At 38.0% G+C, this 22,255-nt stretch carries 27 protein-coding genes and 1 pseudogene; 24 read left to right on the top strand and 4 right to left on the bottom strand.

The features are described 5' to 3' along the window. Positions 1 to 84: 84 nt before the first annotated feature. The 5 genes from EUBREC_RS15330 (at position 85) to EUBREC_RS15310 (ending at position 3,895) form a co-directional block, all read left to right on the top strand. Positions 85 to 1,869, top strand: coding sequence for a methyl-accepting chemotaxis protein (locus tag EUBREC_RS15330; RefSeq protein ID WP_306718533.1), 1,785 nt, complete (start codon positions 85 to 87; stop codon positions 1,867 to 1,869). A gap of 196 nt (positions 1,870 to 2,065) precedes the next feature. Next, positions 2,066 to 2,266: a hypothetical protein gene (locus EUBREC_RS17840; RefSeq protein ID WP_012744164.1), complete on the top strand. Its 201-nt coding sequence runs from the start codon at positions 2,066 to 2,068 to the stop codon at positions 2,264 to 2,266. A 3-nt stretch (positions 2,267 to 2,269) separates the two neighbouring features. Then, positions 2,270 to 2,677 (top strand): peptide deformylase, encoded by a 408-nt coding sequence (locus EUBREC_RS15320; protein ID WP_012744163.1) that lies wholly within the window; start codon positions 2,270 to 2,272, stop codon positions 2,675 to 2,677. 332 nt (positions 2,678 to 3,009) lie between these two features. Then, positions 3,010 to 3,171: a hypothetical protein gene (locus EUBREC_RS17365; RefSeq protein ID WP_012744162.1), complete on the top strand. Its 162-nt coding sequence runs from the start codon at positions 3,010 to 3,012 to the stop codon at positions 3,169 to 3,171. 85 nt (positions 3,172 to 3,256) lie between these two features. Next, the gene (locus EUBREC_RS15310) at positions 3,257 to 3,895 is read left to right on the top strand and encodes a DUF6674 family protein (RefSeq protein WP_465220261.1); all 639 of its coding nucleotides are present in this window, start codon (positions 3,257 to 3,259) and stop codon (positions 3,893 to 3,895) included. Between the two features lie 214 nt (positions 3,896 to 4,109). On the opposite strand, the gene EUBREC_RS15305 is transcribed toward EUBREC_RS15310, so the two are convergent. Next, positions 4,110 to 4,544, bottom strand: coding sequence for a hypothetical protein (locus EUBREC_RS15305; protein WP_330367723.1), 435 nt, complete (start codon positions 4,542 to 4,544; stop codon positions 4,110 to 4,112). Positions 4,545 to 4,988: 444 nt separating this feature from the next. Here EUBREC_RS15305 and EUBREC_RS15300 point away from each other — a divergent pair, with 444 nt between their 5' ends. The 3 genes from EUBREC_RS15300 (at position 4,989) to EUBREC_RS15290 (ending at position 6,925) form a co-directional block, all read left to right on the top strand. After that, positions 4,989 to 5,348 (top strand): hypothetical protein, encoded by a 360-nt coding sequence (locus EUBREC_RS15300; RefSeq protein ID WP_012744158.1) that lies wholly within the window; start codon positions 4,989 to 4,991, stop codon positions 5,346 to 5,348. Between the two features lie 82 nt (positions 5,349 to 5,430). After that, positions 5,431 to 5,832: a hypothetical protein gene (locus EUBREC_RS15295; RefSeq protein ID WP_138305502.1), complete on the top strand. Its 402-nt coding sequence runs from the start codon at positions 5,431 to 5,433 to the stop codon at positions 5,830 to 5,832. A 13-nt stretch (positions 5,833 to 5,845) separates the two neighbouring features. Continuing rightward, positions 5,846 to 6,925, top strand: a complete 1,080-nt coding sequence (locus tag EUBREC_RS15290; protein ID WP_012744156.1) for a hypothetical protein — start codon at positions 5,846 to 5,848, stop codon at positions 6,923 to 6,925. A 161-nt stretch (positions 6,926 to 7,086) separates the two neighbouring features. Here EUBREC_RS15290 and EUBREC_RS15285 read toward each other — a convergent pair whose 3' ends face one another. Both EUBREC_RS15285 and EUBREC_RS15280 read right to left on the bottom strand, forming a co-directional pair. After that, positions 7,087 to 7,287 carry a helix-turn-helix transcriptional regulator gene (locus EUBREC_RS15285; protein WP_015516995.1) on the bottom strand — a complete coding sequence of 67 codons (201 nt, stop codon included), beginning with the start codon at positions 7,285 to 7,287 and terminating at the stop codon, positions 7,087 to 7,089. 83 nt (positions 7,288 to 7,370) lie between these two features. Then, a complete protein-coding gene (locus EUBREC_RS15280) occupies positions 7,371 to 8,105 on the bottom strand; it encodes a helix-turn-helix domain-containing protein (protein ID WP_012744154.1) in 735 nt (244 codons plus the stop codon). A 235-nt stretch (positions 8,106 to 8,340) separates the two neighbouring features. Between EUBREC_RS15280 and EUBREC_RS18090 the strand changes: the two genes are divergently transcribed. From EUBREC_RS18090 to EUBREC_RS15230, 11 genes and pseudogenes are all read left to right on the top strand, one after another. Next, positions 8,341 to 9,348, top strand: a complete 1,008-nt coding sequence (locus EUBREC_RS18090; RefSeq protein ID WP_330367722.1) for a PDDEXK nuclease domain-containing protein — start codon at positions 8,341 to 8,343, stop codon at positions 9,346 to 9,348. Between the two features lie 37 nt (positions 9,349 to 9,385). Beyond that, complete coding sequence (locus EUBREC_RS18085; RefSeq protein ID WP_012744152.1) at positions 9,386 to 9,631, top strand: hypothetical protein; 246 nt, start codon at positions 9,386 to 9,388, stop codon at positions 9,629 to 9,631. 22 nt (positions 9,632 to 9,653) lie between these two features. Next, complete coding sequence (locus EUBREC_RS18080; protein ID WP_012744151.1) at positions 9,654 to 9,782, top strand: hypothetical protein; 129 nt, start codon at positions 9,654 to 9,656, stop codon at positions 9,780 to 9,782. A 146-nt stretch (positions 9,783 to 9,928) separates the two neighbouring features. After that, entirely contained in the window at positions 9,929 to 10,147 is a 219-nt protein-coding gene (locus EUBREC_RS15260; RefSeq protein ID WP_012744149.1) for a hypothetical protein, read from the top strand. Between the two features lie 131 nt (positions 10,148 to 10,278). Beyond that, a complete protein-coding gene (locus EUBREC_RS15255; protein WP_012744148.1) occupies positions 10,279 to 10,689 on the top strand; it encodes a peptide deformylase in 411 nt (136 codons plus the stop codon). Further along, positions 10,686 to 11,069 (top strand): VOC family protein, encoded by a 384-nt coding sequence (locus EUBREC_RS15250; protein ID WP_012744147.1) that lies wholly within the window; start codon positions 10,686 to 10,688, stop codon positions 11,067 to 11,069. Before EUBREC_RS15255 ends, EUBREC_RS15250 begins: the two co-directional genes overlap by 4 nt. Before the next feature lie 67 nt (positions 11,070 to 11,136). Further along, positions 11,137 to 11,277, top strand: a pseudogene (locus tag EUBREC_RS18480) (YaiI/YqxD family protein); the annotation flags it as partial. Positions 11,278 to 11,354: 77 nt separating this feature from the next. After that, a complete protein-coding gene (locus EUBREC_RS15245) occupies positions 11,355 to 13,082 on the top strand; it encodes an AAA family ATPase (RefSeq protein WP_012744146.1) in 1,728 nt (575 codons plus the stop codon). Beyond that, entirely contained in the window at positions 13,075 to 13,698 is a 624-nt protein-coding gene (locus EUBREC_RS15240; protein WP_012744145.1) for an HAD family hydrolase, read from the top strand. The genes EUBREC_RS15245 and EUBREC_RS15240 overlap by 8 nt, the downstream gene beginning before the upstream one ends. 21 nt (positions 13,699 to 13,719) lie before the next feature. After that, the gene (locus EUBREC_RS15235) at positions 13,720 to 14,175 is read left to right on the top strand and encodes a flavodoxin family protein (RefSeq protein WP_012744144.1); all 456 of its coding nucleotides are present in this window, start codon (positions 13,720 to 13,722) and stop codon (positions 14,173 to 14,175) included. 29 nt (positions 14,176 to 14,204) lie between these two features. Then, positions 14,205 to 15,311 (top strand): PDDEXK nuclease domain-containing protein, encoded by a 1,107-nt coding sequence (locus EUBREC_RS15230; protein ID WP_012744143.1) that lies wholly within the window; start codon positions 14,205 to 14,207, stop codon positions 15,309 to 15,311. A gap of 179 nt (positions 15,312 to 15,490) precedes the next feature. Here EUBREC_RS15230 and EUBREC_RS15225 read toward each other — a convergent pair whose 3' ends face one another. Then, entirely contained in the window at positions 15,491 to 16,069 is a 579-nt protein-coding gene (locus EUBREC_RS15225) for a tyrosine-type recombinase/integrase (protein WP_012744141.1), read from the bottom strand. A gap of 591 nt (positions 16,070 to 16,660) precedes the next feature. Here EUBREC_RS15225 and ltrA point away from each other — a divergent pair. The 5 genes from ltrA to EUBREC_RS15195 all read left to right on the top strand — a co-directional run bounded on the left by ltrA (position 16,661) and on the right by EUBREC_RS15195 (position 22,214). After that, a complete protein-coding gene (gene ltrA, locus EUBREC_RS15215) occupies positions 16,661 to 18,055 on the top strand; it encodes a group II intron reverse transcriptase/maturase (RefSeq protein ID WP_012742448.1) in 1,395 nt (464 codons plus the stop codon). Positions 18,056 to 18,429: 374 nt separating this feature from the next. Beyond that, complete coding sequence (locus EUBREC_RS15210) at positions 18,430 to 18,699, top strand: carbon storage regulator (RefSeq protein ID WP_012744140.1); 270 nt, start codon at positions 18,430 to 18,432, stop codon at positions 18,697 to 18,699. 171 nt (positions 18,700 to 18,870) lie between these two features. Next, positions 18,871 to 20,112, top strand: a complete 1,242-nt coding sequence (locus EUBREC_RS15205; protein WP_012744138.1) for a flagellin N-terminal helical domain-containing protein — start codon at positions 18,871 to 18,873, stop codon at positions 20,110 to 20,112. A gap of 762 nt (positions 20,113 to 20,874) precedes the next feature. Next, positions 20,875 to 21,318 (top strand): Hsp20/alpha crystallin family protein, encoded by a 444-nt coding sequence (locus tag EUBREC_RS15200; RefSeq protein WP_012744136.1) that lies wholly within the window; start codon positions 20,875 to 20,877, stop codon positions 21,316 to 21,318. A gap of 311 nt (positions 21,319 to 21,629) precedes the next feature. Then, positions 21,630 to 22,214, top strand: coding sequence for a hypothetical protein (locus EUBREC_RS15195; RefSeq protein WP_041254303.1), 585 nt, complete (start codon positions 21,630 to 21,632; stop codon positions 22,212 to 22,214). The last annotated feature ends 41 nt before the right edge of the window (positions 22,215 to 22,255 follow it).

The following is a 22,255-nucleotide window of genomic DNA, read 5'->3' as shown; positions in this document are numbered from 1 at the left end:
GTGTATACTGATTTTATAACATGCTTTGTATTTTTGGGTAAAATATACAAAAGTGATCAGTTCCAAGGAAGGGAGAATAAAAATATGAAGAATATGAAGGTAAGAACCAAGCTAAATCTGATACTGGTTCTGGTTATTTTACTTGTGGCTCTTGGGAGTGTTGTTTCCTTCAAGGATTTGGAAGATGTGAAAGATAAAGCATTGGAGACAATGGATGCATCATCCCGTCAGAGTTATGATGATTCAATTAAAGAGCAGGTGGGCGTGGTTATTTCCCTGTTGTCGGAGATTAATGACGCATATAAAGCGGGAACTTATACGCTGGATGAAGCCAAGAAAATTGCAGCGGATGAGGTTCGGCAGATGCGTTACGGAGAGACAGGTTACTTTTGGATTGATCAGTCAGATGGAACAAATGTAGTTCTGCTTGGCAGCGATACCGAGGGAACGAACCGTATGGAGACAGAGGATGCAAACGGATACAAGATGGTGAAAGAAATCATACGTGTAGCAGTGGAAGATGGTGGAGGATACACAGATTATGTATTTCCTAAAGAAGGAGAGACTAAACCTTCACCGAAGCGTTCCTACAGTGAGTATTTTGAACCATTTGACTGGGTGGTCGGTACAGGAAATTATACCGATTATATTGATACTGCCATTGAAAAGCAGGACAAGGTATTTTCCAGCTATGCAATGAAAAAGGCAATCACACTGATTGGGGCATGTGTTGCAATGCTTGTGGTTGTTGCAGTGCTTGTTTTCATGATCGCACAGGATATTACAAAGTCACTAAAGAAAGTTGTAGCAGAGATTGAAGTGATTGCAGGTGGTAATTTTGCGCATAGAATGCAGGACAATATGATGAAACGGAAAGATGATTTCGGACAGCTGGCAGGAACACTTGAGACAATGAGGGAATCAATATGCGGATTGCTTTCCCAGGTAAAGATAGAGGCAGCAAATATTGATACAGTTGTGGAAGCGATGGATAGCAGTATATCAAATCTGAATGGGGAAATTGAGGATGTGTCTGCGACAACCGAGCAGCTTGCTGCAAGTACTGAAGAAACTGCCGCATCGACAGAACAGATCAACAGTATGACTCAGCAGATTGATGGTGCAGCGAAAGAGATTGCGATACGTGCACAGGATGGGGCTACGGAAGCAGAAGAAATTCATAAGAGGGCAGCACAGACGAAGGAAGCAACGGTGGAGAATCGACAGAAAGTTCAGACGATGCTCGGAGAAATCAGGGGAAGGCTGGAGCAGGCACTTGAAGAGGCAAAGGTTGTGGAACAGATCGGCGTGCTTGCTGATTCTATCCTTGCGATTACCGGACAGACTAATCTGCTTGCACTGAATGCATCCATTGAGGCAGCACGTGCTGGCGAGGCCGGAAAGGGATTTGCAGTTGTTGCAGAGGAAATCCGGGTATTGGCAGAGCAGTCTAAAGATGCCGTGGCAAATATTCAGGCCGTGACGGAAAATGTGGATAATGCAGTAGCAAATCTTGCAAATGACTCTAATCATCTGTTGGATTTTGTAGATACAGATATTGTGAAGAGTTTTGGCGATTTTGAGAAAATGGCAGATGATTATAATATGGATGCATCTAAAATTAATGATCTGGTATCGGATTTTAGTGCAACCTCAGAAGAATTGGTAGCATCAATTTCCAATATTACAGAGGCGATTGAAGGAATTACCTCCGCATCAAATGACAGTGCTGCAGGTACAACAAATATTGCGCAAAAAACCGTTTCTATTGCAGGCGAATCGGCAGAAGTCATGAAAGGTGTTAAGACAGCAGAGGCTTCGGCAGGAGAACTCCGCAAGAATGTAAGCAACTTTGTAATTGAAGAATAAGAAATATATTTACAAGAGGAATTCGTATCAGGTTCACTTGCCTGCAAGCATGCATCGATGATACCTTTTGCCCCTTTAATCATATTATTACACGAAAAAGATATAGGTTCGCCTGTATCTTTTTTTGTGTAATGTATATTAAGATGCTATTAAACAGTATTAGGATAGTAAAAATTTCCTATTTTAGGAAAGCTTATTGGAAAGAAAAGCAGGTTTGTCATTTTCAAATTTTTCATGGCAATCTAAAAAAATATCTGCCAAAGAAAGCTGTTTATATGGTATCATAAGTATCAGGATACAGATAGATGAAAGGCTAAATATGAAAAATGAAATTTTATTAATTAATGTACTTATTGAGACATATATGGTGGAAATATACCTGGACAGAAGGGAGTAAATAATGGTAAAGAAGATAATGCGTGATCCACTGTTTCTTGCACAGAAATCAGAGGATGCTACAGAAGATGATAAACAGGTGGTTACGGATTTACTTGACACATTGAAAGCAAATCTTGACCATTGTGTTGGAATGGCAGCTAACATGATTGGTGTGAAAAAGAATATCATAGTGGTTGCGGCCGGACCATTCCAGTTTGCCATGATTAATCCGGTGATTACCGGAAAATCAGGAGCTTTTCAGACGGAGGAAGGCTGTCTTTCGCTGGAGGGTGTGAGACCATGCACAAGATATAAAGAGATTGAAGTGGATTATCTAGACCAGAATTTCAAAAAGAAACATGGCAAATACACAGGCTGGACAGCACAGATAATTCAGCATGATGAATGCGATATAATAGGGACAAGTTAGAAGAAAACCTTGAAAACAAGGGGTTCACGCTGATTTAGTCCCTATTTTTTATACCATTTAATCGGTAGATAAGGCAGCGCTGTTATTTAAAATCCGAAATTTATGAGAATACATAGTTGCTTCAGAATATAAATTCTGAATGTAATTTGTGTACCCAAGAGAGGTGAAAATTGAATAGTAATAATTTTAGGTAGGACTAAATTAGCTTTGCACTGAAAAGTGTATCCGGCTGTTTGTCCTGCCTTTTTTATTGGAAAGGAGCAGGAAATGGCAGAAAGGAAGCTGATTTGGTCCGAATGTAAGTCATCTCACAAAAAGAGAGGTGGCTGGATATGAAAGTATTTATAGTAGTAGCAGTAATTATTGTAACAATCTGTTTGGCATGCCTTATGAAAGCTAAAGCAGAGGGTGATCGCATATATGATGAACTTGCTTATAAACATTTCAGCAGCAAAGAAGAGAGAAAAGGCGAACAGACCGAAAGGTATGGGTAGATGTATGAAAAGAATATGCAGATTATGGAGGAAGAAGAAAATGAATAACAAGTTAGAAGTAATCGGTATTGATCATGGCTGGTCAATGATGAAAACAATCTCTCAGGTATTTGTCACAGGTGTTAAGAGCATAGTCGATAAGGCAAAAGAAAAGGGAAGATCTGCATTATACAGGTTGTCTGAGTTCTTAGGAATTAAGAAAAGACTTCTTGATATCAGAGAGAATGTAAGAGGTGCAATCAAGACAACGGATAAGGATATAGCAAAGACAGAACTTCTTGCAAAAGGATTTCGTGAAGCCGGTCAGACAGTAACCAATGCATTTCGTACTTTTGCTGACAAGCCAGAGGTGGATTATTCACAGAAAGAGCAGAAACATCCCATTACAAAGGCGGTGCTTGCCCCTATGAAAGCAGTGAAAAAGATGCTTGTATTAATGGAGATTCATTTGGACGCATCCATAGATAAGCTGGATAATCTGGCGATGGATGTGCAGCTTGATAAGGAAAAGCATATGGAGAATGCGAAAGCGCAGAAACAGACAGAGCCGGAGAGGGCAGAAGCTGAGCGAGTAGAAGCAGAGGTTGTATATGCACCAATGGTCGCTGAGCCACAGGAGTATCAGTATAATGCAGATGCATTTGAGGCTAGAGGTGTGGATGAGGTGAAGCAGGAAGCGGCACATAAGGAAGCACCGAAGGTAAGAGACGATAAAGCCAGATAAATGCGAGGACATGGGAGAGATCCTGCGTCCTTTTTTAATGCGGATATGTTGCAATACTAAACATTAATTCGATATACAAGGGATGATTATTGGACAGTATAAAGTACTATAAGGATCATAAATGATCATAAATGATAGAATCTGCTCTGGCATTTTCAATGAGATCAAGGTTTGGATACTCTTTGACAATGGATACAAGATTCTGCTTTGTATATCAGCTGTCACAAAGTATGATAACATTTTTTTGTGATGAAAATTCAGGCATGACATGACGTACCATGGATGCAGCAAGCTCAAGCTTTGATTCTTTTTTCTGCCACATGCGGTATCCTAACGGCACCGCAAGATATGATATTTTATCACGATTCCACACGGGCACACATAACATCAGACTTACAAAACAGTGTCCATTAAGATAATTACAGCCATTATGCGTTGCATGATCAAACAGCTTTGATACATTTTCAAATTTTGTACCAAATTTGGAGATTATTGTATCATCAATGCAAAGAAACACCGGCTGTGATTTAAGCTGTTCCGGAATAAGGTGCAGTGCCATTTTGGCAGTTACATTCATAAATCTTGAATAATCAGCTTTGGCATAAGAGCAGGCATGATAAAAAGTATTCAGGGATTTTTCTGTTATCACGGCAAGAAAATGCTGGTACAGGAATCTGATTGAATGAGCTGACTCCAATGCGAGTATTTAAAGTACTAGTAAAAATAATGTTTCTGCCGTAGGAACAGAAAAAGTTGTAAGTGGTGTATATAAAGTGAGTTAATTATTATTAAAAGTATATTTGACAGTTGAAATATATATAAAAACTTTATACTAAACTTAATTTGTGTTTGTAAATCATTAAATATACTGTATTATTATAAGTATAATAAGAAAAATTTGAAATAGAAAGATAATAACCACTTTAAACTAATTTGTTGGATTGACTATATTCTATGAATAAACATTAAAAAAACGCAAGGAAATAAGGAAATGAGGTGTTTCCGATGGTTTATGACAAAGATAATATAATTATCTTATTGTAAGTGTGCTACATCAGAAAAAATTGACTTTTGTGGTGAAGGAGGAATCATTATGTTTAAAAAGCATAAATTTATAAGTTTCTTAATAATATTTGCAAGAATGGGAACAAGTACTAATTACATTGAGTTAAAAAGAGGATTATCGTTGTATATTAAGCAATACTATAAACCAACTACAGTAACTGCAAATACATATAGTTGGGGAGATAGAATTAGAACAATTATTGGTAAAAATTATCCATGCATATTAGGATTGACATCTCATCCACGATATGGAGAACATTGGGTTGTTGTAACGGGTTATAATTTTACATCTCATAATTCTGGAACCTATACAGTAAATGATGGATGGGGAAATGTTGGAATAAATATTAATTCGAGTTGTACAGATGGGGGTGTTGATATTGGGTAATAAATCTGTTGTAAAACGCAAGTCGTATATTACAATGTTAGTGTTTATATCCACGATAATTATACTTTTTTTAATAGTGAATATGAATGAAAATAGTAGCAAAATAAAGGTAAAAGGTGGAGAAGGATATGGTATGTTTGATAAAGCAACAAGAATAGAGATTATATTTAATGATAATGAATATATTGTATCCAATCCAGATGAAATTGAACAAATAATTCGTTTGTGCCGTCAAAACTGGGAGCCATCAAATACTCATATTACAAAGGAAGATTGTGATATGTGTGTTAAGTTTATTGGTACAGATACAGAGGTTTGGGTTGATACTGAAACATTATCATCATATATAGGGGAAAGTTTTGTACAAATGCCAGAAGATTTATTTAAAAAAATTAAAGAAGTAGTCTCGTTAAGTAATACATCTCGGCCTGGAAAATTTGTGTATAAATTAATGTTTCTCAAATTTTCCAGGCTGATATTTTAGATGAGGTATGTGTATGAAAAAAAAATTTTTTACAATTTGTGCAATAGTGTTTCTAGGATTTACTGGATGTACGCATAGAGAGAGTGCGAATATAGATCTAACAACTTCATCTGTTGGAGTTATTGAAACAAGTGGTAATAGTAAAAAAAGTAGAATTTACTTTTATAATCAAAATTTAGAAAAAACAGCTACGCTTCCATTGGAATACGCTTCATTAGGAAGTATTTTTTATAATCCAGTAATTTATGAAGATGAACTATATTTGATTCCTCAAGGAAAAACTAATGTTAAGGATGAAAAAAAGGTTCTGAAAATTGAGTTGAAAAGTGGGAATCAAAAAATCTATGAAATCAATCAGTTGGCAATGAATAGTATTTGTGTTAATGATAAAAATATTTATACTTGCAATACGTTAAACGGTGATTCGTACATTAATAAATGTAGTAAAGAAAATAATCAAGTCGTAAGTGAGAAAATTGAAGGTGTTTATGTAAGCAAGCTATTGTGTAGTAAAGATATGTTATTTGCATTTGCTACTACAAAATACGGAAAAGAGATGAATTCTTACATTTACATTTATGATGCTGAAGAACTGAGTTTTGATGAGAAAATTGATATTACAAATTATGGAGGTACTCATTATAAAGCAATTCTTTTCGACAACAACATATTGTTTTCAAACTCAGTAGATTCTGGTGATCATCCATGTAATACCGTTTGCATATATTCGATAAATGACAAGACGATAGAAACAATTTCATTTGATCAATATTATCCACTAGATTTGGCCGTATGGGATAACATACTTATCGTTTCTCACTTTGACTTGGTAAAAAGAGAAGGTGGAAGTATATCTATATATAACTTAGAAACCAAAGAGTTAAATAATATAGAACTTGGACATGATGTAGAGCAAATGACGATTAATGAGAATGTTATCTATATTTTATCAGATAAAATAATTTATCAATATGAATTAAAAGATATGAATTTGTATCTAAAATGTAAGACTCAAATAAAAAAATCAAATGAAGAAAATTATCTTTCGGGGATTTTTTATATTAAACCTGAATCCATGAAGTTCACTCTTTAATAAGTCAAACCTGCCAAAGGTAAGTTGGTTTCATGATTGGAGTATACTTATATGACATTTTCGGTGCTAGTGCTGGGAACAAAAGCAGTCACCCAAGTAAAAAAGGTGCACGAAATAAGCCTGTTATAAAATCGCTTTGTTACCGAATTGCTCCCTCCGACTCAATCTTCTACATGGAAGACATCTTCCACCAGCATATTAAAGTACATTGATATTCGCAGCATAAATTCGGCAGATGGAGTACTGTCCCCACGTTCTATCCTGCCGACAGTTTTGGTGCTGTATCCGATAGCAGCGGCAAGGTCATCCTGGTAAATGCCACGCTGCTCTCGGATTTCTCTGATATTATTGGTAACCGCCATAAAAATCCCTTCTTTCAGTTCTATAGATATTTTCTTATTGTCATTATGCAAAATAATGTGTCCGATAAAAAGGACTTGCAATTTTATCGGCAATGTCCTGTAATAGCAGAAGCATCAGATTTTCCAAGAACTTTTCCAAATATGTCTAAGCGGTCATTTTCTCCAACCTTGATAGGTGTATACTTTTCATTGAGTGAGATAAGGAAAATTCCGTCTTTATCGTTTTGTAATTTCTTAATATAGGCTTCTCCGTTAAGAGCGAATATGCCGATTTCTCCATTAGCAACAGATTCCTGTTGTAATACCCATGCAATCTGACCATCATGGAATTCAGGTTCCATACTGTCACCACTAATGCGGACACCGAAAGTAGTGTCTTCCGGCAGGATAGATTCATCTATGTGTACAGTCTCTTTCGGTCCGTCTACAAGGAAGTTACCAGTTCCGGCTGATACAGCATTTTCAAAAATATCAATGCTTCGGAATGGAATTATCTTAGCAGTCTGTTTTTCATACATTCCGGATGCGTGAAGCAGATTGATATAATCCATAGCTTTTTCCCTGCCTTCATCAGTAAGTGATGAAAAAGGATCGGCAGGATTTACTCCAAAATATGCTTCATACATGTTAGTAATACCAAGGATTCTACATACTTTGTAAAATATGGTAACGCTTGGTTCAGCAAGATTTCTCTCCCAGTTGGATATGGCTTTATAGGAAATAGTGATGCCTTCCTTTGCCAGTTCATCAGCGAGATCCTGCTGGAGCAAGCCTTTCTTTTTTCTATACGTTGAAATGATTTCTCCGATTGAGTACATACATACGCCTCTTTTCTTTCATTTTGTTGATTTCAAATGTCTCTTTTCACTCCATAGTATATAGCAATAGTGCCAATTATTCAAGTTAAAAATCCAATATAATGAGAAAAAAGACACATGTGTCCGTTGACAGTCGATTATTCTTGGGGTTATACTATGCCCTGTAAGAAACATTACTCATATACTTGTACTAAAGGTTATGGTAATGACAGATTAAATGCAGGAGGTGATGAAGATGGGAGACAGGGTAATACTTCATTCAGATATCAACTGTTGTTATGCCTCGATTGAGCATCTGCATCATCCGGAGCTTGCAGGAAAGCCACTGGCGGTAGGCGGTGACCCGGAGGCAAGACATGGGATTGTCTTAACAGCTGACTATATTGCCAAGAAGTACGGTGTGAAAACAGGAATGGCACTCTGGCAGGCAAAGGAGGTCTGTCCGGACATAACATTTGTATCACCAAGAATGGACTTATATCTTCGATTTTCAAGGATGGCTCATGAGATATATGCAGAATATACGGATAGACAGGAGCCATATGGGATTGATGAGTGCTGGCTTGATGTGACAGGGAGCAGTTCCCTTAAAGGAGATGGATTGCTCATTGCACAGGAAATCAGCAGGAGAATGAAGTCAGAGCTTGGAATTACAGTCAGTGTTGGTGTTTCTTTCAATAAGATATTTGCAAAGCTTGGTTCAGACTATAAGAATGGATGCTATTTGATTCTCATACAGAATCGGTGTATGAAGCAGAAGTTTCTTGATTTGCCAGAACCATATAAAGAATATGACTTAAAGAAAGCAATTTTGAAAAATATGAAAAAATTTCTTCTTGAATTTGGAAGAGATTTTATTTTCATTGATGAAGAATATCATGTCCAAGTGGGAAATAATGATTACTATGTAGATCTTCTTTTTTATCACAGAGAGTTACAGTGTTTAGTTGCTATCGATCTAAAAATTGATGATTTCAAACCTGAATATATGGGAAAAATGGACTTTTATTTAGAGGCATTGGATAGAGATATTAAGAAGCCTCATGAAAATCCGAGTGTAGGAATGATTCTTTGTAAAAATGCTGATACGGATGTCGTTGAATATTCTTTGAGTAGAAGTTTATCGCAGACAATGATTGCTGAATATAAAACTAAGTTGATTGATAAGAGTATTCTGCAGAGAAAACTAGCTGAGTTATATGATATTGCAGAGGAAGAGGTGAAAAACTCTCAACAGGATTGAGAGTTTTGAAAATGTGAGAAATAGGGGTGTGATGTGATTGGAGAGATTGTTCAATCTTCAGACAATAGATGAATTTTTATTAGATATTACAGAAACTGCTGAATATAAAAGAATTGAATATCTTATTTTTTCAATACGGATGAATTATTTACATTATATGGCAATTTCTCGCATTGTAAAATTTGAGATTCCTAAGTATTTAGAAAATTTAATAGGTATAGTTATTGATAAATTTAATGAATCAGGGATTAGCACAGTCGATATAGGTACAGTATTTATGTAAATAATTTAAGGAGGAAGCAATTATGTTAGGTAAGGATGGTTATGATGATGTCTATATGGATGGAGACTATGATGATGACAGATACGACAGCGATGATGATTATGCTGCCGGTGTAGATGATGCTATTGATGACGATGATGAGGACTGGTAAAATAGTTGGAGGTGTACTGATATGCCATAGGATGGATACGGTGGAGATGAAAGCTTTCTACATGATGGAAAACAGAGAAGATGCGGCTGTGGCGAGGGCTACAGTTGGGATGATAATGATGGCAAAGTCAAAAGAAGGTGGTCAGAGTGGGACTATTTAAGAAAAAGACAGTTACAAAGGCATATGATAAAGAAAATAAGAAACCGGTAATCAAAGCGAGCATATGTAATGGTGAGCAGGTTGCAGGCTTTAAGAACATTCATACAGGTAAGATAGAAGAAGTTATGCTGATTAAGAACCAGGCAGACCTTAATGCATTCAAGAAAATGTATGGAATAGATGGAGAGATAGAGAAGGAATATTAAACGGAGGTATATTTATATGCCATACGATGGATACGGTGGAGATGAAGGATTTCCACATGATGGAAAACAGGGAAGATGCAGTTATTATTTGGACAAAAAATTAAGAAGAAAGGTATAACAGGAAGTAAATAATGGTAAAGAAGATAATGCGTGATCCACTGTTTCTTGCACAGAAATCAGAGGATGCTACAGAAGATGATAAACAGGTGGTTACGGATTTACTTGACACATTGAAAGCAAATCTTGACCATTGTGTTGGAATGGCAGCCAACATGATTGGTGTGAAAAAGAATATCATAGTGGTTGCGGCCGGACCATTCCAGTTTGCCATGATTAATCCGGTGATTACCGGAAAATCAGGAGCTTTTCAGACGGAGGAAGGCTGTCTTTCACTGGATGGTGTGAGACCATGCACAAGATATAAAGAGATCGAAGTGGATTATCTCGACCAGAATTTCAAAAAGAAACATGGTAAATACACAGGCTGGACAGCACAGATAATTCAGCATGAGGTGGACCATTGTAATGGGGTGGTCATATGAAGCTAAAGAACATATTAATAGTAGTGGACAATATCGAAGAGTCAATCCACTTCTATAACGAACTGTTTGGCCTTAATGTGATTTCGAGACAGGAAGGTAATGTAATAATGTCGGAGGGCCTGGTATTGCAGGATGCCGGAATATGGAAGGAAAGCATGCAGATACAGACTATTCCATATAACAATATGACGGAACTGTATTTTGAAGATAATGATATCGAAGGTGTAGTTAAAAAGCTGGAGTCAGGGAGGTATGAGGTCAGATATGCTACAGCACTGACAGAACTCGACGGAGGACAGAAGCTTGTAAGATTTTATGATCAGTCCGGAAACCTTATTGAGGTGCGCACACCATGGGATAAATTTGTGAATAGAGAGTGATTAGGTGTTCAGGTATCTGGATAAATAATCTCGTTTATTTGAAGAGGCTGGAAAAAATGCAAATATTAGTAGACGAAGCTCACATAAGAATCATATCAAAGGACCGAAAAAGCGCACAGAGGAAGATGATGAGAGGTTTGCACAGTCGTTTGAGAAAATGATACTGATGGCAAAATCAAAGGAAGAACTAAGGAACACAGAACGGTAATAATAATTGTATTTTGCCCCTCAATCCGCTATACTATAACTAAGTATAGCGGATTGATACGTTTTGTGGAGGTTCATATGGTGAGTACTTTAAAACTGCCGGTAGGAATTGATAGTTTTGAAAAAATCAGAAGGAACAACTTTTATTATATTGACAAGACAAAGCTCATAGAGCAATTGGTTGAAACCGGTGGAGAGGTCACCCTTTTTACACGCCCGAGGCGTTTTGGAAAGACTCTCAATATGAGCATGCTAAAAAGTTTTTTTGAGGTTGGCACGGATGAGTCATTGTTTGATGGCTTATATATTTCAGGCAACAAAGAGCTTTGTGACAAATATATGGGAAAGTACCCGGTTATTTTTCTGTCACTCAAGAGTGCTGAAGGACGTTCATTTGATGATGCAAGATATATGATTACTGAGCTCATTGGGAGGGAAGCAGAAAAATTTAAGTTTCTGGAGCATAGTGAGGCTCTTTCAGAAAACGATAAGGACAGGTATAGGGCTATCATTTCGCTGTGTGATGGTAAATATACGATGGATGAGCAGCTTCTTGTATCAAGTCTGCAGAGTCTGTCGCAGTTATTGTTTATACACTATGGTCAGAAGGCTGTTATCCTCATAGACGAGTACGACGTCCCTCTGGATAAGGCATTCCAGAATGGTTACTATAAAGAGATGGTTTCACTTATCAGAGGACTCTTTGGAAAGGCACTCAAGACTAATGAGTTTCTGCAGTTTGCCGTACTCACAGGCTGTCTTCGTGTATCCAAGGAGAGTATTTTTACAGGTCTCAACAATTTTGAAATCAATTCCATTGTAGATATCGCCCATGATGAACAGTTTGGTTTTACTGATGATGAGGTCAGGAAGCTGCTTACGGATTATGATAGGGCTGAGCGTTACCCTGATGTAAAGGAGTGGTACGATGGCTATCATTTCGGTAATACCGACATTTATTGTCCGTGGGATGTAATCAATTTTGCCAAGAAGCTGGTTTTTGACACATCAGCCAGGCCGAGTGCATTCTGGATTAACAGCAGTGGCAATGACATGGTGAAGCGCTTTGTAGACAAGGCAGACCAGACCACGAGAGATGAGATAGAAAAGCTCGTGGCAGGTGGATTTGTGGAGAAACAGCTTCGACTGGATCTGACTTATGATGAGATTGACAATACTATAGACAATCTGTGGAGCGTACTTTTTACAACAGGATACCTGACTACAGCTGGTGAGGTCAGGCTGCCTGACAGTGAGAGCTATGCCTACAAGCTGGTGATTCCAAATAAAGAGGTGCGTGAAGTGTTTGTTCTCCAGATTCAGGAGTGGTTCAAGGCTGTTGTTGCAAAAGATGATGATACCATGAAGCTTTTATCCAGAGCTATCCTCGATAAAGATGAGAAGCAGATTGCAAGACAGCTTAACATCGTGATGAGCCGCATGATAAGTATACTTGATACCAAGGCTTCTGATGATATGAAAGAGAACTTCTATCATGGTCTGCTCCTCGGCCTGCTTCGCGGAAGCAATCCGGGCTGGCTTATTAAGTCAAATCGTGAGTCGGGAGACGGTTTCAGTGATATTTTAATCAAGCCGGAGGATCCGGATGCAGGCATCGTTATTGAAGTGAAATATGCAAAAGAGATGAAAAACCTTGATGCAGCGTGTGAGGCGGCTATGACGCAGATTAGGGAGAAGAGATATGATGAGGCTCTGCGCGATGAGGGCAGGTGCGATATTTTAGCATATGGCATTGCTTTTTGCAGGAAGAGATGCAGGGTTGTAGGAGAAAAAATAAATGATTAAAAACATAGTATTTGACATAGGAAACGTGCTTGTCAGGTTTCAGCCGGACGAGGCAATGCGTGAGATTGGCATTGAAGAAAATAAAATAGCAGCTTTAGCCCATGCAACATATGAAAACCCTGTCTGGGTTGAGCTGGACCGTGGTGTAATTCCTGAGAACGAGATAATTGATGAGATGGTTAAGGTGGCCCCACAGTATGAGGCGGATATCAGGAGATTTTTCAAAGAGGGAAAGGCTTTTGTCGTAAAGGCATTCGACTATGCAGCAGACTGGATTAAGGAGTTAAAGAGCAGAGGCTATAAAGTGTATTTGTTATCGAATTATCCAAAGGACTACTTCGAGCTTCATACGCACAGTGAACTTAGTTTTGTGTCACTTGTTGACGGCAAAGTCATTTCAGCTATGGTTGGGATGATAAAGCCTGATGCCGGTATTTATCAGTGCCTGTTTGATAAATACAATCTGAATCCGAAAGAATGTGTGTTCATAGATGACAGACCGGAGAATATCGAAGGTGGCAGAAAGCTTGGTATGGAGGGAATTGTGTTTACAGACTATGAGACCGGAAAGAAAAAGCTGGAGCAGATGCTGATGGCAAAATCAAAGGAAGACTAATAAAGGATTGGAGCATTAAAGATGAAGACAGCAATAGTATATGCATCAGTGCATCATGGAAACACAAAAAAGATAATTGACGAGATAGCAAAGACAAAAGATGTCGAGCTGATAGATGCGACACAGACGGTAGAGAAAGACCTGTCGGAATATGATTTAATCGGTTTTGCATCAGGAGTATATGGTGGAAAGTTTCATCAGTCGGTGCTTAAGTTTGCATCAGTCAATCTCACAGACAATAAAAATGTATTTCTTATCTGCACATATGGCGGCAGACCTGTCTTTAAGTCAATTGAGCAGGTGATAGCATACAAACATGACAACATTGTTGGAAGGTTTTCATGCAAGGGATTTGATACGTTTGGTCCGTTCAAGCTGATTGGAGGGGTATCAAAGGGGCATCCGGATGAGAAAGACCTTGCTGCGGCAGTGGAGTTTTACAACGGACTAACAGAACAGCCAGTGTTTCTGAAATAGGAAAACTTTGAAATAGGAGGATTGAATGTGTGAAGAATGAAATCAATGAATCTGTATATGATATCAATATGGATAAGTTATGTCAGAATTCAATTGAATTAATTAAATATGCACGAAACATTACTGCAAAGCAGGTAAATAATGTCCAGATAATGACCTATTATTCTCTTGGCAGGTGGATTGTAGAAGTACAGCAGCAGGGAAAACACAGGGCTGAATACGGTAAAAAAATCATAATAAATCTTTCTAAAAAATTAACAGAAGAATTTGGAAAAGGCTTTTCAGAATCTACGCTGGAAAAGGCAAGAAAGTTTTATTTAACATATAAGGATCGAATTTCGGAAACACTGTTTACGGAATTTGCAATCAAGAAATCGGAAACGGTGTTTACGATTTTTGAAGAGGAGCATCCGTTTGTGGTAACATGGTCTCATTATCTACAATTGATGAGAATAGAAAATGAGGATGAACGCTCATTTTATGAGATAGAAGCTGCCAGAGAGAAGTGGGGAGTCAGAGATTTGTCACGTCAGTATAATTCTTCTCTTTATGAGAGACTTGCGTTAAGCATGGATAAGGACAAAGTGCAACGCTTATCACAGGAAGGAAATGTGATTACAACCTCAAAGGATGTGCTGAAGGATCCATATGTTTTGGAATTTGTAGGTCTTGAAGATAAATATAATTATTCAGAAACTGATTTAGAAAACAGGCTGTTAGATAATTTGCAGCAGTTTCTTTTGGAATTGGGAAAAGGATTTACTTTTGTGGCAAGACAGAAAAGATTTTCATTCGAAGAAGATCATTTCAGAGTGGATCTTGTTTTTTATAACAGACTGTTGAAATGCTTTGTATTATTTGATTTAAAAATTGGCAAATTAAAGCACCAGGATCTGGGGCAAATGCAGATGTATGTCAATTACTATGATAGATACGAAAAAACAGAGGAAGAAAATCCTACCATTGGTGTATTGTTGTGCAATGAAAAAAATGATGCGATGGTTGAACTGACATTGCCGGAGGATTCTAATATTTATGCATCACAGTATAAACTGTATCTGCCGGATAAGAAACTATTACAGGATAAATTGAAAGAATGGTTACAGGAAGAAGGTGGTGCTGAAGATGAAATTTAATTTTAAAATACAACAGTACCAGGCAGATGAAAGATATGTCACAGATTGAGTTGAAATTCGATTCAGAACAGAATGCATTTGGTTTAACAGAGGATTTCGATGATTTGTATATCCCCAAAAAAGCCAGCCGGTTGCAAACGGCTGGCTTTTAGCTATATTAGATTTCAATACGCATAAAACTATAGCTCAAGATTCATATAAATCTCATCACGTTCATCCTGCTCAATACCCAGATAATGCTGTGTGACTTTATAGGACGAGTGATTGTAGACGTCCATCAGCAGAGCAGGTGGTGTGCCATTCTTCCAGGCGTGATATCCAAATGTCTTTCTCAGAGAGTGACAGCTGATATGTTCATCCTGAACTGTCTCCTCGGCAGCAGTCCTTACAATTCGGTATGCCTGAACTCTGTTTATTGGCTGCCTCCTGCAGGTGGCTTTTGTAAAAATAAACTCATGTTCAGTCGGATGCCGTTCATTGAAATATGCCCGGAGAGCATCGGTGGCATTGTAGTTTAGAGTGATATAGTTATTCTTGCCGGTCTTTTGCTCGTTGATAAGAAAATGAGTGCGAAATTCATGATGTTTGAAATTGTAAACGTTGTCCCACTTTAATCTAAGCAGGTCACTAATTCTTAGTGCTGTGTTTAATCCCATCACAATTAAACAGTAATTGCGGCTGTTTGGAAGGAGGTCCTTATAGTACATCCTGAAAGCCGTGAGTTCGTCCTTGTTTCGGATTGGCTGTGTAGTTCCCATTGAATACTCCTTTATAGTAGAAAATGTTATCCGGCACGTACAATATGACAGACTTTCACCCTCAGAATATCCAAAATCCACAACACAATAATGGTAAGTTCAAAATAGAAAAAATGCAACATTTTGTAGTAAAATGTTGCATTTTTTGCTTGTGCGCCTAGCGGCGCACGTTTCTAACGGGTTAAAGTCCCGAATCCGCCCGGTAGTGGGAAGGATATAGCCGAAAGCAAGGGTGTCCATCGTGAGATGGAATCTGAAGGAAGCTGGATGTGAGGAATATACTAACTCACGGGCAAATCTCTGGTCTGACGAACAGAAATCTCATATGAGGTCATGCATGTGGGTAAGGCAGCAAGCCATGTTGAAGCCCGATAACTACACGGAATCATGCATGATAAATGAGGCAGATGGATGGAGAGGAAGAAACGTGTGGTACCTAGGGAGGTCTGTGCGGTATGCCTTGAAAGAGGTAACCATTGCATAAAGCAATGCTGAACGCACAGAAGTCAGCAGAGGTCATAGTAGCCGAGAGGTGAAGGACCGAATCAGTAGGAGTCTTGAGTATGACCGAGAAAGGAGGAATGACCATCTATGGCAGAAAACATTGAAAACAATGGCTGTTCGCAAAGAGATAATGCGGAACATGAAGGGTATGTGAAAGCGTCTAGGTCATTCAATCGGATATGGAAAGAAAGAGACAGTGCACAGCCGAGACTTTTGGAAACGATACTGTATAAAGACAACTTTAACAGAGCGTATAAGAGAGTTAAGGCAAACAAGGGAGCGCCGGGAATTGATGGCATGACCATTGAAGAGGCTCTTCCATATCTAAAGGAACATCAACAAGAGATAACTGACCGCATTTATCGTGGAAAGTATACTCCGTCTCCAGTAAGACGAGTTGAAATTCCCAAACCAGATGGTGGTGTGCGAAAGCTTGGCATACCAACAGTGATAGACCGTACACTTCAACAGGCAATAACCCAACAGTTAGTGCCGATCTATGAACCGCTGTTTGCAGATGGTAGCTATGGCTATCGTCCGAACAGAAGTGCAAAAGATGCAATACTTAAGGTTAAGGAGTATGCAGAACAAGGCTATACATTCGCTGTAGTCCTTGACTTGTCAAAGTACTTCGATACTCTTAATCACGAAATTCTCATCAATCTTCTCCGGAAGAATGTAAAAGATGAACGTGTAGTACAGTTGATAAAGCGCTATCTGAAAAGCGGTGTAATGGAAAACGGAGTGGTCATTGACACAGAGGAAGGCTCACCACAAGGTGGAAATCTATCACCATTGCTGGCAAACATCTACCTCAATGAGTTCGACCAGGAATACCTGAAAAGAGGTGTTCCATGCATAAGATATGCAGATGACATCGTGCTTCTTGCAAAGAGCAAGCGGGCATCAGAGAGACTCTTGGAAAGCAGTACAAAATATCTTGAGGAGAGGCTGAAACTTACAGTCAACCGGGAAAAGAGCCGTACTGTCAGCGTGTTTGCAATCCGAAATTTTAAATTCCTTGGCTTTGCATTGGGAAGGAACGGAGAGGGCATTTATGTCCGAGTTCATCCGAAGTCATGGAAGAAGTTCAAGTCCAGACTGAAGGAGTTATCTTCCCGTAAGCGATGTCAGTCAATCAAGCCAAACCTTGAGAAAATCAAGGTGTATGCGAGGGGATGGCTTAACTACTACGGAATTGCAAGCATGAAGAACAACATAGATGAAATCAACGGATGGCTCTATCACAGAATACGTATGTGTATATGGAAACAGTGGAAGAAACCAAGGACGAAGGTACGTAACCTTATCAAGATGGGAGTACCCAAAGACTTGGCAATGCAAGCGGGTAATACCCGACGGGGACATTGGTTCGCAACGCATACAGTTGCAGTAAACATGGCAATGACAAAAGAAAGACTGATAAACAGTGGCTTTTATGATTTAGCCACAGCCTATCAGTCTGTGCACGTCAACTATTGAAACCGCCGTGTACCGAACGGTACGCACGGTGGTGTGAGAGGACGGCGGTTAGTCACCGCCTCCTACTCGATTACACCTACTATATCGGACGCCATTTTCAGAACTTAACCCCTAAAAAATAATTTTTTCAATAATTTTCTTTTCATTTTTCTATGTTTTTTTTGTTAGTCTTACCGGATTTAATCATATCTGTGCCAAAGATAAAGTAATTCTTGATGAAATATGACTAAATTGGCGTAAACATTTGATGTTTTTTAATCCACTTCCTTTTTGACCCATTATCAATCCACGAAAAATGCAACATTTTACTACAAAATGTTACATTTTTCGGAAAAGCATGGACAAAGCTATTCCCTAGTGCATGGAGGTAGAAAATGCTCAAATTATCATTAAAGGAAGGGCAATATGTAAACATCGGAGACGATATCCGAATCGTGTTCGCAGGGGGAACCGGAAAGCACTGTCGATTACTGATAGATGCCCCAAAAGAACTGAATATCGCAAGATCCAACAACGAACCGGACCCGGCGAAGCGAAAAGATACATATTATCCCGAACCTGAATTTTCCAGTGAAGCAAAGAAACAAATCAAGCAAATCATCTGGAATGAGAAAGAACGTCAGAAAAAGACGCAAAGCAACTAATCATGTTAATAGGCGGCCGTGGCATCTGCCACACCCGGGAAGCCGCTTGTTATAGAAAACCGCAACTGCTTAAATAAAAATAAACACAAAGCAGCTGCAAAATCCTCGGGAAAAGGATTTCCAGAGGTCAAACATAATAACCCATGAATATGGGACAAGGAGGATTATATTATGGTAGTACAACACAATATGCAGGCAGCAAATGCCAACAGAATGCTCAACGTAACAACAGGTCAGCAGGCTAAATCTACAGAGAAGCTCTCTTCTGGCTACAGAATCAACCGTGCAGCAGATGATGCAGCAGGACTTACAATTTCTGAGAAGATGAGAAAGCAGATCAAGGGACTTGACAGAGCTTCAACAAATGCTCAGGATGGTGTTTCAGCAGTACAGACAGCCGAGGGTGCTCTCACAGAGGTTCACTCAATGCTTCAGCGTATGAACGAGCTTGCTGTTCAGTCAGCAAATGGTACAAACTCTGCAACAGACAGAAAGGCAATTCAGGATGAGGTTAATCAGCTCTCAACAGAGATTGACCGTGTATCAGAGACAACAAAGTTCAACGAGACATACCTTCTTAAAGGAGACAGTAAGACTGCAGCCAAAGCTAACTTTATGAAATCTGGTTATACCTTACCCGCTAATCTAGCAAGCGAAGGTTCAAATACCAAAGATATTGATTCAGTAGATAAGCTTAAGGCCGCATTAGCTGCTGGTACCAAAATATATACGGAAGCATCTGCAAATGCTGGTGATAAACAGGACGCATCTAAAATAGCTGTTAATGGAAAAGATTATGCTTATGTAACTAAATTATATGATGCAAATGGTAAGCAGGTTTCAGCAGACAATATAATGAACAGCAAAAATGCAGATGGTACTACAGCAACCAATTATTATACAACTGATGGTGGTGCAGCTGCAGCTGCAGCTAAAAATAATATAACTATAACTGCTGCAAATGCGAAAGATGCCACTAAGGGATTTATTCAGCAGTTTGACGTTAATGGAAACTTATCTTTCAATCTTCATGTTGGTGCAGATTCATCATCTGATAACAAAATTAAGGTGGAAATTGCATCAATGGATTCAAAGGGTATAGGTATTAAAAATATCAAAGTGGATACAGAGGATGATGCAACAGCTGCAATTGATCGTATTTCAGAAGCAATCTCAAAAGTATCTTCACAGCGTTCATCACTCGGTGCAGTTCAGAACAGACTTGAGCATACTATCAACAACCTTGATAATGTAAGCGAGAACACCACATCAGCTGAGTCTCGTATCCGTGATACAGACATGGCTAAAGAGATGGTTAACTACAGCAAGAATAACATTCTTGCACAGGCTGGACAGTCTATGCTTGCACAGGCTAATCAGTCTAACCAGGGTGTACTTTCACTCTTACAGTAATCATCTACAATTTAATGTTGTACAAAGCAAAAAGAGCTCGAAAGAGCAATGTCATTAAGTTAAGAATTTTGACATAATTATAAAACACATCATATTTGCAATTGTTTGATAAATATGATGTGTTTTTTCTTTTGTCTATTTTGCAGCACAACAAAAAGACAGATTGTTTATCTGTCAAAAAAAACTTATAATTATCTATGATTAAGCCACTCTATATAGAAAGCTTACAGATGCCTGGGGTTTGACTTTGCGAGGGTCTTTTCGACCAGGTCTTACTGGTAATACATGCTTTTCTAAGATTATTAATTATTTTCATTTAATCACTATCCAAATAAATTCAAAATCCGTTTAGAATCAGTACTATATAATCGTCGCAAATTCCAGAAAATTAATAACACAGTATATAATATAAAATGCTTTTCAAATAATAGCAGATTAAAATATAAGATGTTTCCGATTGAAGTAAAGTCTGGAAAGCAATAAAAGCTAAGAATGATGGTAAGACAGAAGCAAGGACAAAATGATTTTTGAAAGCCAGGAGATGTTAAAATGGTAAATAATAATTCCGGTGTGCCAAAAGTAAATTATAAACAATTTATAAATTATTAGCACTCTCTATTGACGAGTGCTAATTTTAGGTATATAACATAGTCAAGAACAAAGGAAAGGAACAAAAAGCAAAGGCTTTGAGTTCTTGAAACATCCCGGTTCCAAAGAAACAGGTTGACACAGATTTTATAGATTAAGAAGGAGAGATGACTTATGTTGATGCCTAGTATTTTTGGAGAAAACTTATTTAACGATGATTGGATGGATTTTTCATTTCCTGATGTTGACAAGGTGCTTTATGGTAAACATGCAAAGAACGTTATGAAGACTGATGTCAAGGAAACTGACAATAGTTACGAAGTAGATATAGATCTTCCGGGATTCAAGAAAGACGAAATAGAAGCTAAGCTGGAGAATGGTTACTTAACTATCAGCGCAGCCAAAGGACTTGACAAGGAAGAGAAGGATGAAAAGGATGGCAAGTACATCCGCAAGGAGCGCTATTCCGGTGCTATGAGCAGGTCTTTCTATGTAGGTGATGAGCTGAAACAGGAAGATATAAAGGCAAAGTATGAGGATGGTATTCTTAAACTTTCAGTTCCGAAGAAGGAGCAAAAGAAAGTTGAGACCACAAAGCATATTGCTATTGAAGGATAAACTTAATTTAAATCATCTTATGAGAAGCCGCACAGGCCTATGGCCTGGGCGGCTCTTTTTCTTGTTGTAAACAAAATACATATTTATTACAGAAATTATCTGATTAATGGTAATTTTGACCTATTGCGCCATTTACTAAAGTAATCTAAAATTATATAAAATAATTGCTTTTATTTAACGATTAAGCTAAGCCCCGGACTGTTTGATACAGTTTGCGATAAGGCTTCGTCAGCGTGGAATGATATTGAAAAATAATGGAGATTATTATGTTATGAAGGACAAAAGTGAATGAAGAGGGAGGCTTATACAATATGGCAGAACCTATGGAACAGCCGAATTACGTGTTGCAGTTTAAAGAAGGCACTTATGTGTCAAAGCATGAATCAATATTAAAAAATATAGTAACAATTTTACTTATCGCTTATGCTTTGATTTATATATTTTTATATTTTGTTTTTGGCAAAAGTGTAACGAAAGAAATACCATTTTCAGTCTGGATCTGTGTTGTGGCTGGAGTTATTTACCGGATTTCAGTTGGAGGTGTTGTGATGAAACCATATCCAAGTGAATTATGGTTTTATGATGATTATATGGTGCATTGCAGGGTAATTACTTATTACAGCAAAAATAATGTTAGAAAAGAGTATTATAAATTTTATTATAAGGATGTAAGACAGTTACTTTTTAGAACACCATTATACAAGGTTGAGATACATGGAGTGACGGAGGCTACATTTTATAAATATAATAAGGATGGTACATTAAATTCTGTACCGCAGCAGAATATTACATGTGATGCACATTCTTCATTTTATACAATGTTTAATCCGGAAATTGATTTTGCAAAGGTATTTGAGACACATACACCATTAAAGATAGAATATCAGGATGCGTAAGAAATAATATAAGGATAAGTAGGAAAACTTTTCTAGAGGAG

The organism is Agathobacter rectalis ATCC 33656, assembly GCF_000020605.1.
Classification (GTDB): domain Bacteria; phylum Bacillota; class Clostridia; order Lachnospirales; family Lachnospiraceae; genus Roseburia; species Roseburia rectalis.
This window is presented reverse-complemented; position numbering and strand designations above follow the sequence as displayed.

Coding starts and splice junctions, on each gene's coding strand:
- EUBREC_RS15330 (WP_306718533.1), top strand. CDS start 85: ATGAAGAATATGAAGGTAAGAACCAAGCTAAATCTGATACTGGTTCTG.
- EUBREC_RS15320 (WP_012744163.1), top strand. CDS start 2,270: ATGGTAAAGAAGATAATGCGTGATCCACTGTTTCTTGCACAGAAATCA.
- EUBREC_RS17365 (WP_012744162.1), top strand. CDS start 3,010: ATGAAAGTATTTATAGTAGTAGCAGTAATTATTGTAACAATCTGTTTG.
- EUBREC_RS15310 (WP_465220261.1), top strand. CDS start 3,257: ATGATGAAAACAATCTCTCAGGTATTTGTCACAGGTGTTAAGAGCATA.
- EUBREC_RS15300 (WP_012744158.1), top strand. CDS start 4,989: ATGTTTAAAAAGCATAAATTTATAAGTTTCTTAATAATATTTGCAAGA.
- EUBREC_RS15295 (WP_138305502.1), top strand. CDS start 5,431: ATGAATGAAAATAGTAGCAAAATAAAGGTAAAAGGTGGAGAAGGATAT.
- EUBREC_RS15290 (WP_012744156.1), top strand. CDS start 5,846: ATGAAAAAAAAATTTTTTACAATTTGTGCAATAGTGTTTCTAGGATTT.
- EUBREC_RS15285 (WP_015516995.1), bottom strand. CDS start 7,287: ATGGCGGTTACCAATAATATCAGAGAAATCCGAGAGCAGCGTGGCATT.
- EUBREC_RS15280 (WP_012744154.1), bottom strand. CDS start 8,105: ATGTACTCAATCGGAGAAATCATTTCAACGTATAGAAAAAAGAAAGGC.
- EUBREC_RS18090 (WP_330367722.1), top strand. CDS start 8,341: ATGGGAGACAGGGTAATACTTCATTCAGATATCAACTGTTGTTATGCC.
- EUBREC_RS18080 (WP_012744151.1), top strand. CDS start 9,654: ATGTTAGGTAAGGATGGTTATGATGATGTCTATATGGATGGAGACTAT.
- EUBREC_RS15255 (WP_012744148.1), top strand. CDS start 10,279: ATGGTAAAGAAGATAATGCGTGATCCACTGTTTCTTGCACAGAAATCA.
- EUBREC_RS15250 (WP_012744147.1), top strand. CDS start 10,686: ATGAAGCTAAAGAACATATTAATAGTAGTGGACAATATCGAAGAGTCA.
- EUBREC_RS15245 (WP_012744146.1), top strand. CDS start 11,355: ATGGTGAGTACTTTAAAACTGCCGGTAGGAATTGATAGTTTTGAAAAA.
- EUBREC_RS15240 (WP_012744145.1), top strand. CDS start 13,075: ATGATTAAAAACATAGTATTTGACATAGGAAACGTGCTTGTCAGGTTT.
- EUBREC_RS15235 (WP_012744144.1), top strand. CDS start 13,720: ATGAAGACAGCAATAGTATATGCATCAGTGCATCATGGAAACACAAAA.
- EUBREC_RS15225 (WP_012744141.1), bottom strand. CDS start 16,069: ATGGGAACTACACAGCCAATCCGAAACAAGGACGAACTCACGGCTTTC.
- ltrA (WP_012742448.1), top strand. CDS start 16,661: ATGGCAGAAAACATTGAAAACAATGGCTGTTCGCAAAGAGATAATGCG.
- EUBREC_RS15210 (WP_012744140.1), top strand. CDS start 18,430: ATGCTCAAATTATCATTAAAGGAAGGGCAATATGTAAACATCGGAGAC.
- EUBREC_RS15205 (WP_012744138.1), top strand. CDS start 18,871: ATGGTAGTACAACACAATATGCAGGCAGCAAATGCCAACAGAATGCTC.
- EUBREC_RS15200 (WP_012744136.1), top strand. CDS start 20,875: ATGTTGATGCCTAGTATTTTTGGAGAAAACTTATTTAACGATGATTGG.
- EUBREC_RS15195 (WP_041254303.1), top strand. CDS start 21,630: ATGGCAGAACCTATGGAACAGCCGAATTACGTGTTGCAGTTTAAAGAA.